Genomic DNA, 14628 nt, shown 5'->3' on the forward strand with positions numbered 1-14628 from the left:
AGTCGGAGATTACTCGCCGACGCCGCGGATGTTCGCGGCCTGCGGGCCCTTGCGGCCCTGCTCGACGTCGTACTCGACGTGCTGGTTCTCGACGAGCTCGCGGTAGCCCTGCTTCGCGATGGCGGAGAAGTGCGCGAACACGTCGGCGCCTCCGTCGTCGGGAGCGATGAAGCCGAAGCCCTTTTCGGAGTTGAACCACTTAACGGTGCCAGTAGGCATTTCTTTTCCTTATGTGTTAATGACGCCGACCGGGGCCTGCGTCGTCAGAGTCCGCACGAGTGTGCGGTACCCGCTCGACTCGGCCTCCGCGGGTGAAACACGCGTCTGCCGGAGTCGCCCGGGTCGTCTAGGGGCTGAGCTCGCGCCTCCGGGGGAGGGCGGCTCTGCGGGGGAGAACGTCCCGCGGACCGGGCGTGCCGGTGGAGCGGGGGTCGAACGAGGAACGGCGCGGCTTCCGCGGCGTCCTGTGAAGGGCGGTACCCGCGTGCGAGGCGGGCGTTCGAACCGGACGACCGAGGACGATGCTCTCGGTCGGTGCGGTCTCTATCAGGGGCTGAGTCTCTTCGTCGTCGTGCGACTTCTCAGCCGTGGAATTCGGGCGATCGCCCAGGAGATGTCTCGACTCTACGGGATCACGGCCCCCGAGCGCGACCGCCGGCGTCAGACGGCGCGCCGATCCGCGTGCGCGAGGCGGCCGGAACCGCTGTCCGGGCGGGTCGCGGTGTGCCACGATACGACTCGGATCGCGCCGTTCCCCGCCGCCGATCCCCGCCACAGCCTCCCCGCCACCGTCGCCCCGGAACGAGCCCGGAGCCCGTCCTCCCGAGGTCACCGTGCCACTGCCTCCCCGGCCCGCCGACGCCGCGGTGCTGCTGCGCGAGCAGTGCGAGGTCGGCGTGCTCTGCGCCCGGCGTGCGGGCGGGGTGCTGACCGCCGCCTCCGCGCTGCACCTGCTCGCCCTGACGCCCGCGCAGCTGACCACGGTGCTGCCGAGCCTGGCGCTACTGGTCGTCTCGGCGCTCGTGCAGCTCGCGCCCGGCCGATCGGTCGCGACCGGGACGAGGGCCGTGATCCTGGGATCCGCGCTGGACGTCGCGGCACTCGCCGCCTTCCTCTCGCCGGGCGTCGACGCCTCCCTCCGCGCCGTTCTGGGCGGGATCACGATGCTCGCCTCGATGGCGCTGCCGTGCGCGCTGCTCGCCGTCGGCTCCTGGCGGGGCATGCCGTGGGCCGCGGTCCTCGCGCTGCTCCCGGTCCTCGCCCTCGGCGCGGCGGCGACGGGCGCGTCCGGGCGCGCTCCCTTCGTCCTGATCTCGGTCGTCGTCTGCTGGGCGCTGCTCCTGACCGCCGCGCGGTGGCTCGCGGGCTGCGTCGCGCGTGCGCACGTCGGCACCGCCCGCCTCCGGACCGCCCACGACGCCGAGCGCCGCTCGAGCGAGAGCGAGTCCAGGCACCGCGCCGACGCGCGGCTGATGCACGACACGATCCTGGCGACGCTGACAATGGTGGCGCACCGGGGGGAGGGCGTGCCCGCTCCCGTGCTGCGCGACCGGGCCGCCGCCGACCTGGCCCTCCTGCGCGGTCTGGAGACGGTGGAGGAGCCGGACCCGGACGGGGCGGCCGGGGTGCCGGAGGCGCTCCTCGCGCTCGGTCGGCGGTCGGCGGCGGTGGGCGTGGAGGTGCGCTGGCACGGCGGTGCGCAGCCGCGGATCCGACCGGAGGTGCTCGACGCCGTGGTGCGCGCGACCGGGGAGTGCCTCGAGAACGTGCGGCGCCACTCCGGAGCGGACCTGGCCCACGTGAGCGTGGCGGAGGAGGCGGGCTCGCTCCGCGTCGTCGTCTCGGACGAGGGGCGCGGTTTCGACCCGGCCGCGGTGGCGGCCGGACGCCTCGGCCTCGCGGAGTCGGTCGTCGGCCGGATCGAGGCGGTGGGCGGCGAGGTCCGGGTCTTCTCGGCGCCCGGGTCCGGCGCGACCGTGCTGCTGAGCGTGCCGCTGTGAGCGGGTCGCGGCAGGAGGAGGGGACGCTCCTGGAGCTGGTCCGGGCGGCGGACAGGAGCCCGGGCGCGCTGTGGAGCATCCGCGAGCGCCTCACCCGGCCGAACCGCCTGAGCGGGAGCTACCTCGGGCTGGGCTTCCTCACGATGGCGGTGCTGCTCGACATCCGCGGAGTGATCTCGTACCTCTGGTCCCTCGACGCGCGGTCCGCGACCTGGCTGAGCGGACTCTCCTGGCTGCTGGTCGTCGCCGCGAGCGCGGTGGGGGTCTCGATCGCCCTCCGCCGCCACGGCGAGCTGCCGCGCCGGGCCTTCGCGGGCGTCCTCGCTGTGGACGTGGCCGCGCTGCTGCTCGAGTTCGCCGACCACGCCCTGCCGACACCGGCTCCGATGTACTACCCGTCGGTCTGCGTGGGAGTGGGCGCGGGCGTGATCGCGCTGATCACCTTCCAGCCGCTCTCGCGCTCGTTCCTCGCTCTGGTGGTCCTGGTCGGGCTCACGGCGCTCGGCCTCGTCGGCCAGGCGCTCCTCGGCGACGGAGGCGCCGCCCTCGCGGTGAGCAACGTCCTCCTCGCCGTCGCGCCCGCGGCCGTGTGCGTCGTCGTGCTCACCTCGCTCGACCAGTACGTGCGGCGCACGCTCGACCGCAGCCTGGCCGACGGCACCGTCCACGCCGCGGACGACGAGTTCTCGCAGGTGGACGCCCGCATCGAGGAGCTCCTCGAGCGGGTCCGGACGCCGGTGCCGCTGGACGAGGAGCTGGGCGAGCGGGCGCGGGTGCTCGGAGACGAGCTCCGCGAGGCGCTCGCCCGCAGCCACGACCGCACCTGGCTGAGGATCGCGGTGGAGGAGTCGGCGCTGCTGTCCTCCGCTGTCGCGATCGACGATCCGAGCGGGGCTGCGGCGCTGCTGGCCCCGCTCGACCGCTCGCGGCTGCTCTCGGTGCTCTGGCTGCTCACCGCCCCCGCGGGGAGGACTCCGCTCGCCGTCCGCCTGGAGCCGGGCCAGGGCGGCGGGGTGGAGCTCGCCCTGGTCGCCGCGGGCATCCGCGCCCGCGACCTCGACCGCTCGGTCTGGGGCATCCTCAGCGAGCTCGGCGAGCACCGCACGACGACCGACCACGGCGCGACGAGGATCTTCGTCGCCCACCGGCCCCGCAGGAGGACGACGACATGAGCGACGAGCCCGCGATCACGCTGGCCATCCTCGACGACCACCCGATCCTGCTGGCGGCGCTGGCGGAGTGGATCCGCCGCTCGGGCACGGACATCCGCGTGGCGGCGACGGCCGGCACCTGGACGGACCTGCTCGCGCACCCGGCCTTCCCGACCGACGTGGTGCTGCTCGACATCGACCTCGGCGACGAGCTCGACCTCGCCATGAAGATCCGGGTCATCGCGGCCGCCGGCGCCGCCACGATCATCATCAGCACGCACTCCGACCCGGGCACGATCAGCCGGGCGCTCGAGGCCGGGGCGCACGGCTACGTGGTCAAGAGCGAGCGGACCGAGACGATCCTCGCGGCGATCCGGGCGGCGGCGCGCGACGAGCGCTTCCTGACGGCGCAGACGCGGGAGCTGCTCGGGCCCGACCGCCCGGGCACCCTGACGCACCGCGAGCGGGAGATCGTCCGCCTCTTCGTCGACGGGATGCCGCTGAAGCAGGTCGCCACGCTCCTCGGCATCACCCAGGACGCCGCGCGGAGCTCGCTGCGCAGCGCCCGGGGCAAGTACCGGGCGGAGGGGCTGGCCGTCGGCACGAAGATCTCGCTCCGTCGGCAGGCGCTGCGCGACGGGATCGTCGAGCGCTAGGCCCGCGCTCGACGGTCCCGGGGGCCTAGACCGTCTCGGCGCGCTTCTGCCGCGCGGGCTCGGCGGGGTCGGAGGGTCCGTTCCAGATCGAGACGATGCCCCAGACGACGGCCGCGATCGGCACGGCCAGCACGGCGCCGACGATGCCGGCGAGGACGGTGCCCACGGTCAGGGCGATCAGGACGATCAGCGGGTGCAGCTTCAGCGAGCGCGCCATCACGACCGGCTGGAGGAAGTTGCCCTCGAGCTGGTTGACCCCGATGACGACCAGGATCACGATCAGCGCGGCGACCGGGCCGTTGGCGACCAGGGCGACGAGAGCGGCGAGGATGCCGGCGGCCGTGGCTCCGACGATCGGGATGAACGCGGTGAGGAAGACGATGACGGCCAGCGGGATCGCCAGCGGCACCTGGATGATCGCCAGCGCGACACCGATGCCGATCGCGTCGACCGCCGCGACGGTCGCCGTTCCACGGACGTAGCCGCCCAGCACGTCGACCGTCTTGTGCCCGACGCGCTTGGCGCGCTCGTAGCCCGAGCCGGTGAAGGGGCGCAGGAGGAACTCCCAGATCTTCGGGCCGTCCTTCATGAAGAAGAACAGCACCACGATCATCAGCACGAGGCCGGTGATGAAGTTCGCCGCCGCGGAAACGCCCGCGAGCGCGCCGTTGCCGAACGAGCTGGAGGTGAGGAAGTCGACGACCGACTGGCGGGCGGACTCGATCTGCTCGTCGGTGATCTGGAACGGCAGGTGCTGCACGTAGTCCTGCAGCGAGGTGACGCCGTCGGAGGCGCTGCTGACCAGCTCGTCCCACTGGTTGCGGACCGCGACCGTGATCAGCCAGCCGACCGCGCCGAGGACCGCGAGCAGCCCGATCAGCGCCAGCCAGGTCGCGAGGATCGACGGCACGCCCTTGCGCCGCATCCACGCCAGCACCGGGTGGATCGCCGCGGCGAGGATGAGCGCGATCATCACGGGGATGAGCACCAGCGTGAGCTGCGTCATCGCGAAGACGAGCACCGAGGCCAGCAGGAGGACGATGACCACCTGGAGGCAGCGGGTGGCGAACCGGCCGAGGCCGTCGCTCCAGACCCGCCGCTGCGGATCGGGTGCGCTCGGCTGCGGCGCGGCGGCGCTGGTCGAGGAGTCGTTGCGGTCGAAGAAGCCCATGGAGGGACGGTATCGGCTCGGGCCGACCTGCCGTCCCTCCTTGACACCCCGCCCGCGCCGCGGCGATGCGGGGGTCAGAGACCGGCGGGCTTCTCCGGCGTGCGCAGCCAGGCGTCGAAGAAGTCCGCCAGGTCGGAGCCGGAGACGTTCTCGGCCAGGGCCTGGAAGTCGGCGGTCGTCGCGTTCGAGTAGCGGTTCTCGGAGGCCCAGCGCTTCAGCAGCACGCCGAACGTGTCCGCGCCGATCCGGTCGCGGAGGGCGACGAGCGTCAGGCCGCCGCGGGCGTAGACGGGCGCGTCGAAGAGGCCCGCGGCTCCGGGGTCGGCGACGGCGGTCGACCAGAACGGGTCGTCGGCGGGAGCGGCGGCGACCCGGGCGGCGGACTCGGTGACGCTCGCGCCGCCGGTGTGCTCCTCCCAGAGCCACTCGGCGTAGGTCGCGAAGCCCTCGTTCAGCCAGATGTCGGACCAGGTCTCAGGCGTGACGCTGTCGCCGTACCACTGGTGCGCGGTCTCGTGCGCGACGGTCGACTCGTCCGCGCCGCCGGAGTAGAACGAGCGGCCCTGGGTCTCGAGGGCGTAGCCGATCCGCTCGTCGTCGACCACGGCTCCGGCCGAGCGGAACGGGTACGGGCCGAAGACGGAGGAGAAGTAGTCGATGATCGCGCCCTGCTTCGCGAGGGCCGCCTCGGTGCGGGCGCGGGTGTCGCCGGTGATGTCCCGGTCGATCGCGTCGATGGTCGTCACGCCGCCCTGGGTGGAGCGGACCAGGTCGTAGTCGCCGATGTTCACCATGGCGAGGTAGCTCGCCATCGGGCTGGTCTCGACCCAGCGGGAGGTCGTCCACCCCTTCGACGTGGTGGGGGAGCCGACCGGCAGGCCGTTCGCGACCACCGTCCGGCCCTCCGGGACCGTGATGCTGAAGGTGTAGCGCGCCTTGTCGGCGGGCGAGTCGTTGACGGGGTACCAGGTCGAGGCGCCGTCCGGCTCGCTGGCGACCAGGGCGCCGTCGTCCGTCGACCACCAGCCGAAGGGGGCCCCGGTGCCGTCGACGGGGTTCCCGGTGGTCCCGGCGTAGTCGATGCTCACCAGTGCGGGCAGGCCCTTCCGGAGGGTCCGGGCGGGCGTGACGGTCAGCTCGTCCCCCGACTGCGAGAACCGGGCGCCCCCGGCGTTGACGGTGACCTTCGAGACGGTGAGGCCGGTCAGGTCGAAGGAGAGCGAGCGCAGGTCCTTCTGGGGCGCGAGGGTGACCACGGCCCTGCCGCCGAGGGCCCGGGTCGCCGGATCGTACTTCAGGACGAGGCTGTAGGTGAGGGCGTCGAAGCCGCTGCTGCCGAGGCCGGGGAAGTACGGATCGCCGGCGCTGGTGCCCCCGTCGACGGCGCCCGCGCGGGCGGCGGGGGAGGCGATGGCGGCGGGTGCGAGGAGGAGGGAGGAGGCCACGAGCGCGCTGAGCGCGGCTGACGCACGGAATGTCATGTCCGCACGCTAGCGGGCGGGCGTTTCGTGCGCGTGTCGGCACCGTGCCGAGGAGAAGCCTCGTCGATCGACGGACGGGCGATGACGCTCCTGCCGGGGCGAGTCAGCTGCGGAATCCGTCGCTGCCACGGAGCATCGCACGGTGGAACTACCCATTCGAGCCGCCGGAGCCCCGCGGATCGTTGCGGCGGCGACGGATTCCGCACTACAGTCGCCGTGTTCATGCAGGTGCATGGGGTGCGGTACCCGAAGCCGCACTGCACCGCCCTGCTCGGAGCAGACGCCTCCGCCGGGAGGGATGACGATCCTCTCTCCCGGCGGGAGGCGGACCGGGCGGATCCGCCCGGCCGCCGCCGGCGCTACGCCGGGACGCGCACCGTCAGCCCGCCGGGCTCGATCCAGGTGCGGAACGCCGAGGTCGAGCCGAACGGATCGCCGTCGAGCTCGATCTCCTGCGCGTGCTCGAGGCGGACCGTGAGGTCGCGGCCCTTCACGTACCGCAGGGCCGACACCTCCTTGGTCAGCCCCATCAGCTTCTTGCCGACGACGCCGCTGCGGCGGAGCACGCCGTTCTCCCACACCACCTTGAAGATGATCTGCACCCAGCCGAAGAAGCCCTCGGGGCGCAGCAGGACGATGTCGAACTCGCCGTCGTCGACGGCCGCGTCCGGCAGCAGGAGGATGTTCGCCGGCAGGGCGCCGCAGTTGCCCACGATGATCGTGTGCGCGCGCACCTTGCGGGTCTTCGAGCCGTCGAGGCGGTAGCGGAACTCGAGCTGGTTCTTGTCGAGCAGGGCCTTCCGCAGCGCGTCCACGTAGGCGAGCCAGCCGGCCCGCTTCTTGAGGTCGTCGTCGGTGTTGGCGAGCATCTTCGCGTCGATCCCGAGGCCCGCCATCACGACGTAGGCGTGGCGGTCGCGGCCCGTGGAGGTCTCGATGTCGATCATCCCGACGTCGATCGCCCGGTCCTGTCCGGAGAACGCGACGGTCAGGGAGTTGTCGATGTCGTCGAGCGTGAGGTTCAGGTTGCGGGCGAGCAGGTTGCCGGTGCCGGAGGGCAGCAGCGCGAGCGAGGCGTCGGAGCCGCGGAGGGCCTCCGCCACGACGCGGACCGTCCCGTCGCCGCCGGCCGCGATCACGACGTCGGCGCCCGCGGCGAGGGCCTCCTTCGTCTGACCGGCCCCGGGGTCCTCGACGGAGGTCTCGTACCAGAGCGTCTCCTCCCAGCCGGCGGCCTCCTCGGCGCGCTTCACAGCGGCCTTCACCGACTCCAGGTCGACCTTGACGGGGTTGTAGACGAGCGCGGCACGGCGGCGCTCAGGCATCGTCGCGGCTCTCGTCGAGCTCGTCGCCGTTCTCGTCGACACGGCCCGGTCGCACGGCGGCGTCCTCGCGGATGTCGATGCGGGTGTCGCCGGCCTCGGTGGTGGAGACCTCGATGCGCGGGGCCGCGTCGGCCTCCGTCGCCTTCGGGGCGCTGGTCAGCTGGTCGTGGCGGTCGTCCGCGCTCTGGTCGGTCATGCCTGGACGGTAGCAGCGGGCGATCCGCGCACGCGCGGGCTTGCGTCAGCGGCTGCGTGCCGCCTGAAGACCCCAGAGCACGAGCGGGATCTGGAGCGGGAGGCGCAGCAGCGTGATCACCCGGGTCCGAGGCCGACGGGCGTCCCGCGCCATCTGCACGTTGCCGGGGAGGACGGCGGCCATCAGGGCGGCGGAGGCGAGACCGCCGGCCGCGCGGGTCCGCGGGTGCAGCGTCGCGGCCGCGCAGACCAGCTCCGCCGCTCCCGAGACGAGGACCCATCCGCGCGCCGAGCCGGGCATCCCTCGCGGGACGACCGCGTCGAAGGTCCGCGGGTGCACCAGGTGCACGACTCCCGAGACCGCCATCGCCGACACGAGCACGAGCGGGCCCGCGCCCAGGCGGCTCATCGGCCCTCCGCCCCGCGCTCGAGCGGAGCGACGTGGTCGAGGATCCGGCGCCACTCGCGCACGAGCGCCAGCCGGCCGGCTCCGTCGACCGTCACGGTGCGCGCCCGCGCGAGGCGGCCGCGGTACCAGCGGCCGTCCTCGGCGCTCGCCACCGGGTCCGCGTCGCCGTGGACCAGGAGCGTCTCGGCGGTCACCCGGTCGAGGTCGTCGGCCCAGGAGCCGTCGCGGAGCGCCGCGAGGTCGGTCGCGGCGCCGCTCGGGCCCTGCCGCCAGCCCTCGGCGAGCATCCGCTCCAGCCGGTTGCGCAGTCCGCCGTGGGTGGCGAGCACCGGGTCGTCGGAGTCGATCCCGAGCGCGTCCAGGCCCGGCTGCGTCTGCGGGAGGGCGGCGGCGATCGCGTCGGCGTCCTCTCCGCGGAGGGTCTCGCGCCGCTCCCACGCGCTGGTGGGGTGCACGATCACGCCGGCCTGCGGGGGCGCGGGGGTGCCGACCAGCGCGAGGCGGTCCACGAGGTCGGGGTGCCGGGCCGCGAGCGAGAGCGCGAACGCGCCGCCGGAGCCCCAGCCGACCACGCCGACGCTGCCGAAGCGGGCGCCCTCGACCATGCGGGCTGTGCGCTCGGAGCGGCGCAGGTACTCGGCGAGGTCGTCCGCGCGGTCCTCGACGCGGCCGTGAGCGGCGTCGACCGGGTCCGAGGCGCCGTAGCCGGGGCGGTCGAGGATCAGCAGGTGCAGACCCCACGGACCGGTGACGGTCGGGTCGGGGTCGAAGCCGCCCGCTCCGGGAGTGGGGTGGCAGAACACCACCAGCCGGTCGGCGACGGGATCGCCCGCCGCCGAGACGCCCATCCCGCGGCCGGACCGCAGCTCGAAACGGTGGTTCGCCATGTCGCCTCCCGGGTGCGCCGAGGGTCGGCGCGTCGCCCCCAGTCAAGCGGAGACGGCGGCCCGCGCGCTGGGCCTTGTGCCGGAGCGGGAGCAGTCGGACGCGTCTGGAGCGGGCGTGCTCGATGCGGGTGGTGCGACCGTCGTCAACCCCGGTGACGCGCCCTCCGCCGTCCGGTGGACTGGACGGTCCCTCGAGGAAGGACCACCCGTGATCCGCACAGCACTGCCCGCGACCGTCGACGACGTGGAGCTCGACCCGGTCGGCGACGACGGCTGGCGGGTCCGCGCCCGCACCGAGGACCCGCGGGAGCCGGAGGCCGTGCTCGGCTTCATCACGCCGGTCGACGGCGGCTTCGAGGCGCACCGCCTCGGGCTGCCGCAGGAGGACGTGACCTGCCCGTCGCTCGAGGACGCGCTCTCGAGGTACGTCGCCGAGGAGCCGCTGCCCGCGTGGATCCGCACCGCCCGGACGGAACCGCGCACCGGCTTCCTCGGCGAGCGGGAGGTCGTGGTCGGCACCCCCGAGGCCGAGGGGGCGGGCCTCCTGGTCGTGCACGTCGACGGCGAGCTCGCCGGGCACGTCGTCGCGACCAACCCGATCGCCTTCGTCGCCGAGCGCGGCGACCTCCCGCCCCTCGTCGTCGAGTCGATGGACGGGCTCCTCGCGCTCGTCTCGGGACTGCGCCGGTAACCCCTGCCCCCCGCGGAGGTCGACCCCCGTGGCAGGCGGTCGGCCGCCGCCTAGCGTGCTGGGAGCGGGTCGGCACCGGCTCCGTTCGGTGCTGCCGCGGATGATCGAGCAGGGGCGGGGCAGCGTGATCACCACCTCCTCCGTCGCCGGGCTCGACGGCGCCCCGGGCCTCAGCCCCTCCGTCGCCTCGAAGCGCGGGGTCGCCGGGCTCACCAGGAGCGCGGCCCTCGAGGTCGCGGGCACCGGCGTCCGGGTCGACTCGGTCCACCCGTCGCCCGTGAACACCCGGATGATGCGCTCGATCGAGGCGGGAGCCGTCGACGCCGGCGCACCGTCCGTTCACCCGATGTCCACGTGACGCCGCGGAGGAGGGGAGCGAGGATGGGGGCGTGTCCCGTCGCCTCCTCCTCCCCGTCGCCGGCGTCCTCGCCGCGGCCCTCGCCGCCGGCGGGCTGACGCTCCTCGTCTGGACGATCGACGAGACGCCGTTCGCACGGCCCGACGCCGGCTTCGACCGTCTGACGAGCGAGGTCGCCGCGGTGCCCGGAGTCTCCCTCGACGGCGCCGAGCGCTGGGTCGAGGCGCCGGCGTTCGGCCCGCCGACCTCCTGGGTCGGGGTCGCGGTCGAGGAGCCGGCGCTCGCCGACGCCCTCGCGACGGCCTGTGCGACCGAGTACGCGGATCCGGTGCTGTGGTCGTTCCGGGCGACGTCCGCAGGCGGGAACACCCTCTCCTTCGCGGGCGCGGAGGAGCCGACCGCCGCGTGCCCCGCTCCCGCTGTCGACGCGTCGGCCCTGCTCGAGCGGATCGACGGGCTCGGCCGCGGCCTGGAGCTGCACGCGTCGCTCCGCGAGGGGGCCTTCGCCCTCGACTCCTTCGAGGACGTCTCCGGCGGGCTGCCCGCGCTGCTCCCGATCGTCCGGGCGGCGGAGGACCTGCGGGACGCTGCGGGCGCGGAGCGGGGCGCCCCGGTCGAGATCTCCGGTCCCTGGGCCGCGATCACCGTCGGTCCCGGCGAGCAGGAGCGGACCGCCGCGCTGCTCACGACCCTCGTCGAGGAGCACGGCGTCACCGCCTACTGGGCGACCGAGGACGGCCTGCGGATCGTCGCGCCCGACGGCGGGCACGCCGCGATCGAGGCCGCCGTGCGCGGCTCCGGGCTGCCGGTGGCCGACCGGCCCCTGCGGTTCGAGGCCGACGAGTCCTGACGCCGGGCGGCCGTGAACGGGTGCGGCCTGGCTCAGACCTCGGTGGCGGGTGCTCGACGGGCTCCCCGGCTCACGACGGGAGGCACCTCCAAGACGGGGACTGCACGCTTCATGAACCGGTCGAAGTCCGGAACAGTGAACGCGGCGTACCCGTGCTCGGGAGTGAACAGGAGCCCCATCCCGATCAGCTCCGCGCGGACCGATCCGAGCTGAGTGGACGCGCGCTCCAGAAGCGCCGCGACGTCGCCCGCTTTCTGGGGCTCTGGTCCGAGCTCCGCCATGGCTCGCATGTACGCGGTCTGAAGTGGACTCGCCCGATCGAGTCGCACGCGGAAGAAGGAGCTGTCCAGCTTCGCCTCGTATGCCTCCCTCGCCAGTTCGACGTCCTCCCGGTGGATGCGATCGTTCTCAGCCACCGTCCAGACCTGGTAGCCCAGTTCCTGGATGAAAGAGGGGTATCCGGTCGTGATCTCGACTGCGAGTTCAACAGCGTCGTCGTCGTAGACCGCGCCCTCGGCCGCTGCCGGCTCTCGGAGAGCCGCTACCGCTTCGTCGTGATCGAGCGAGTCGATCCGCGGAAAGGTGAAGAGCCGCTCGGCGTACGATCTCGCATCGCCCACCAGCTCGGCGATTTGCGGAAGACCGGCACCGACGAACGTGACGGGGAGGCTCCGCTGCACGGTCTTGTGGATGGCTTGGATGAGCGCTTCGAGCTGCGGTGAGTCGAGGATCTGGACCTCGTCGATGAGCAGGACGATCCCCTCGCCCTGCTCGGCCGCCGCTTCACCCACGGCGACGAGGACGTCCGTCAGGTCCAGTCCGAGATCCCGATGATCGGCCACTCCTTCTGCCAGCGGTACATCCCATCCGATGGACCACTCGCCGTCCGCTCCGACAGACACCGCGAAGGCGCTCAAGACCGCGGCGGCGTGCCTCCCGCGGTCGGTCCATCTCGCGCGGGGGGACAGGCGGAGGAGTGCCGCCTTGAGCTGGGTTGCCAGCACCTGGCGGAACCGGCCCTCGTCGTGCTTGACCGCCTCGAACTCGATCACTGTCCCCGTTCTCCTCCTGGGCGATCGTCCGGAAGCCGTTGAGAAGGACCGTCTTTCCGACGCCCCGCAGCCCCGTGATGATCATCGACTGGTTCGTGCGGCCCCGTCGCAGGCGCGTCAGCAGGGTGCGGAACGCCTGGGTCTGCTCGTCTCTGCCGATGAGGATCTCCGGTCGCGCTCCCGCGTTCGGCGTGCAGGGATTGTCGACGGCATCCATACGGGCCGGTTCAGGAGTCTTACTGTGCTTTATCCAGATCGAGTGAAGCGCAGTAAAGCCATCGAACGGCGCCCGTCACGCGCGCCAGGCCGCCAGCTCCTCCGCAGCCGCCAGGACGCGGTGGGTCGGCGAGAGGTCGAGGACGCGCGCGCCTGAGCGCCTGCGAGGCCCGGATCCCGCCTCCTGGACCCGCGACCCAGGGAACGCTGGCAGGATGTACGGGACGGTCGGTGCGCGAGAGCGCGCCGCACGGACGGCACCGCCCGCTGAGAGCGGCCCCGCCCGGCCCCGTCCCGCACACCTCCACCCGCTCCCGACAGCGCTCACAGCGCCGGAGCGACACATCACCGCGGCCCGACCGGGCACGCGGTCGGACCCTGCGCCGCGCGCCCGCGTCCAGCCACTCCCTCCCGGAAGAACCGCATGAGAAACGCCAGAACCGCCAAGCCCGCCCGCCACCACCTCGAGCTCCCCAAGCCCAAGCCCCTCGAGAAGGGCGCCATGCGGATCACCCCGCTCGGCGGCCTCGGCGAGATCGGCCGCAACATGACCGTCTTCGAGCACAAGGGCAAGCTGCTCATCGTCGACTGCGGCGTCCTCTTCCCCGAGGAGAACCAGCCCGGCATCGACGTGATCCTCCCCGACTTCGCCGCGATCCGCTCGCGCCTGAAGGACATCGAGGCCATCGTCCTCACCCACGGCCACGAGGACCACATCGGCGGCGTGCCGTACCTCCTCAAGGAGCGCGGCGACATCCCGATCATCGCCTCGACCTTCACCCTCGCGCTGATCAGCGCGAAGCTGCAGGAGCACCGCATCACGCCACGCACGCGCCCGGTGAAGGAGGGCGACCGGATCGACGCCGGCGTCTTCGACCTCGAGTTCCTCGCCGTGAACCACTCCATCCCGGACGGGCTCGCCGTCGCGATCCGCACCGAGGCCGGCCTCGTGCTGCACACGGGCGACTTCAAGATGGACCAGTTCCCGCTCGACGGGCGCACCACCGACCTCCCCGGCTTCGCGCGCCTCGGCGACGAGGGCGTCGACCTGTTCCTGGTCGACTCCACGAACGCCGACGTCCCCGGCTTCGCGATCTCGGAGGGCGACCTCGCCCCCGCGATCGACCAGGTGTTCCGCACCGCGCCGCGCCGCATCGTCGTGTCCAGCTTCGCGAGCCACGTGCACCGCATCCAGCAGGTCCTCGACGCCGCGCAGCGCCACGGCCGCAAGGTCGCCTTCGTCGGCCGCTCGATGGTCCGCAACATGGGCATCGCCGCCGACCTGGGCTACCTCAAGATCCCGGCCGGCCTCGTCGTCGACATGAAGGTGCTCGAGAAGCTCCCCGCGACCGAGATCGTGATGATCTGCACCGGTTCGCAGGGCGAGCCGATGGCGGCGCTCTCGCGCATGGCCAACAAGGACCACATCATCGACATCGGCCCCGGCGACACCGTGCTGCTGGCCAGCTCGCTGATCCCCGGCAACGAGAACGCGATCTACCGGATCATCAACGCCTTCACCCGCTGGGGCGCCACGGTCGTGCACAAGGGCAACGCCAAGGTGCACGTCTCGGGTCACGCCAGCGCGGGCGAGCTCGCCTACTGCTACAACATCCTCCGCCCCACCGCGGTGCTCCCCGTGCACGGCGAGTGGCGCCACCTCACCGCGAACGCGGCGATCGCGACCCGCACCGGGATCGACGAGAAGGACGTCTTCGTCATCGAGGACGGCGTCTCGATCGACCTGGTGAAGGGCCGCTCGCGCATCAGCGGGCGCATCCCGGCCGACCAGATCCTGGTCGACGGCACCACGATGGGCGTCGCCACCGAGGACGCGATGAACGACCGCATCGTCCTCGCCGAGGAGGGGGCCATCACGGTCCTCGCCATCGCCGACCTCGACCGCGGCACGCTCGGCGAGCCGGTCGAGTTCTTCACCCGCGGCTTCGTCGAGGAGCCGGGCTGGAAGGCCAACGCGAGCAAGGCGATCGACGACGCCGTCCTGCAGGCCGCGGGCAAGCCGGTCGAGCTCGAGGCCATGGAGGCGCTGATCACGCGCACCCTCGGCCGCTGGCTGACCCGCCGCCACCGCCGGAACCCGGTCATCACCACCATCGTCGTCGAGGAGTAGGCGCCTTCCACGCCGCCCTCCGCCTCCGCTACCCCCTGCCCCGCGAGGCGCGGGC

Annotated in this window: 15 protein-coding genes and 1 pseudogene; 7 read left to right on the top strand and 9 right to left on the bottom strand. The window is 73.1% G+C overall.

Annotation, left to right across the window (positions count from 1 at the left end):
* Window positions 1-9 precede the first annotated feature (9 nt).
* Window positions 10-219, bottom strand: a complete 210-nt coding sequence (locus C5C29_RS09435; RefSeq protein ID WP_055786246.1) for a cold-shock protein — start codon at window positions 217-219, stop codon at window positions 10-12.
* Between the two features lie 614 nt (window positions 220-833).
* On the opposite strand from C5C29_RS09435, the gene C5C29_RS09440 reads away from it, so the two are divergent.
* Genes C5C29_RS09440 through C5C29_RS09450 form a run of 3 tightly spaced genes read left to right on the top strand, consistent with a single transcriptional unit; the run spans window position 834 to window position 3807 of the window.
* On the top strand, window positions 834-2000 hold the full coding sequence (locus C5C29_RS09440) for a sensor histidine kinase (protein ID WP_104222936.1): 1167 nt from the start codon (window positions 834-836) through the stop codon (window positions 1998-2000).
* Window positions 1997-3172, top strand: coding sequence for a hypothetical protein (locus C5C29_RS09445; protein ID WP_104222935.1), 1176 nt, complete (start codon window positions 1997-1999; stop codon window positions 3170-3172). The genes C5C29_RS09440 and C5C29_RS09445 overlap by 4 nt, the downstream gene beginning before the upstream one ends.
* Complete coding sequence (locus C5C29_RS09450) at window positions 3169-3807, top strand: response regulator (RefSeq protein ID WP_104222934.1); 639 nt, start codon at window positions 3169-3171, stop codon at window positions 3805-3807. Before C5C29_RS09445 ends, C5C29_RS09450 begins: the two co-directional genes overlap by 4 nt.
* Window positions 3808-3832: 25 nt before the next feature.
* Here the strand turns inward: C5C29_RS09450 and C5C29_RS09455 are convergent, their stop codons facing one another.
* From C5C29_RS09455 to C5C29_RS09480, 6 genes are all read right to left on the bottom strand, one after another.
* Complete coding sequence (locus C5C29_RS09455) at window positions 3833-4978, bottom strand: AI-2E family transporter (protein ID WP_104222933.1); 1146 nt, start codon at window positions 4976-4978, stop codon at window positions 3833-3835.
* A gap of 74 nt (window positions 4979-5052) precedes the next feature.
* Window positions 5053-6459 carry a M1 family metallopeptidase gene (locus C5C29_RS09460; RefSeq protein WP_104222932.1) on the bottom strand — a complete coding sequence of 469 codons (1407 nt, stop codon included), beginning with the start codon at window positions 6457-6459 and terminating at the stop codon, window positions 5053-5055.
* A gap of 359 nt (window positions 6460-6818) precedes the next feature.
* The gene (locus C5C29_RS09465; protein ID WP_104222931.1) at window positions 6819-7784 is read right to left on the bottom strand and encodes a diacylglycerol kinase family protein; all 966 of its coding nucleotides are present in this window, start codon (window positions 7782-7784) and stop codon (window positions 6819-6821) included.
* Window positions 7777-7980, bottom strand: coding sequence for a multidrug transporter (locus C5C29_RS09470; RefSeq protein ID WP_104222930.1), 204 nt, complete (start codon window positions 7978-7980; stop codon window positions 7777-7779). The genes C5C29_RS09465 and C5C29_RS09470 overlap by 8 nt, the downstream gene beginning before the upstream one ends.
* A gap of 45 nt (window positions 7981-8025) precedes the next feature.
* Window positions 8026-8388: a hypothetical protein gene (locus tag C5C29_RS09475; protein ID WP_104222929.1), complete on the bottom strand. Its 363-nt coding sequence runs from the start codon at window positions 8386-8388 to the stop codon at window positions 8026-8028.
* On the bottom strand, window positions 8385-9275 hold the full coding sequence (locus tag C5C29_RS09480; RefSeq protein WP_104222928.1) for an alpha/beta fold hydrolase: 891 nt from the start codon (window positions 9273-9275) through the stop codon (window positions 8385-8387). Before C5C29_RS09480 ends, C5C29_RS09475 begins: the two co-directional genes overlap by 4 nt.
* 208 nt (window positions 9276-9483) lie before the next feature.
* Here C5C29_RS09480 and C5C29_RS09485 point away from each other — a divergent pair, with 208 nt between their 5' ends.
* The 3 genes from C5C29_RS09485 to C5C29_RS09495 all read left to right on the top strand — a co-directional run bounded on the left by C5C29_RS09485 (window position 9484) and on the right by C5C29_RS09495 (window position 11174).
* Window positions 9484-9966: a hypothetical protein gene (locus C5C29_RS09485; RefSeq protein ID WP_104222927.1), complete on the top strand. Its 483-nt coding sequence runs from the start codon at window positions 9484-9486 to the stop codon at window positions 9964-9966.
* An 88-nt stretch (window positions 9967-10054) separates the two neighbouring features.
* Window positions 10055-10324, top strand: a complete 270-nt coding sequence (locus tag C5C29_RS09490; protein ID WP_258060003.1) for an SDR family oxidoreductase — start codon at window positions 10055-10057, stop codon at window positions 10322-10324.
* A gap of 31 nt (window positions 10325-10355) precedes the next feature.
* A complete protein-coding gene (locus C5C29_RS09495; RefSeq protein ID WP_104222926.1) occupies window positions 10356-11174 on the top strand; it encodes a hypothetical protein in 819 nt (272 codons plus the stop codon).
* A gap of 32 nt (window positions 11175-11206) precedes the next feature.
* On the opposite strand, the gene C5C29_RS09500 is transcribed toward C5C29_RS09495, so the two are convergent.
* Window positions 11207-12226: an ATP-binding protein gene (locus C5C29_RS09500; RefSeq protein WP_258062211.1), complete on the bottom strand. Its 1020-nt coding sequence runs from the start codon at window positions 12224-12226 to the stop codon at window positions 11207-11209.
* A 70-nt stretch (window positions 12227-12296) separates the two neighbouring features.
* A pseudogene (locus C5C29_RS17460) lies at window positions 12297-12443 on the bottom strand (ATP-binding protein); the annotation flags it as partial.
* Between the two features lie 423 nt (window positions 12444-12866).
* Between C5C29_RS17460 and C5C29_RS09505 the strand changes: the two are divergent.
* A complete protein-coding gene (locus tag C5C29_RS09505; RefSeq protein ID WP_104222925.1) occupies window positions 12867-14573 on the top strand; it encodes a ribonuclease J in 1707 nt (568 codons plus the stop codon).
* Window positions 14574-14628: the final 55 nt, after the last annotated feature.

The organism is Rathayibacter sp. AY1H2 (genome assembly GCF_002931985.1).
In the GTDB taxonomy this organism is placed as follows: Bacteria; Actinomycetota; Actinomycetes; order Actinomycetales; family Microbacteriaceae; genus Rathayibacter.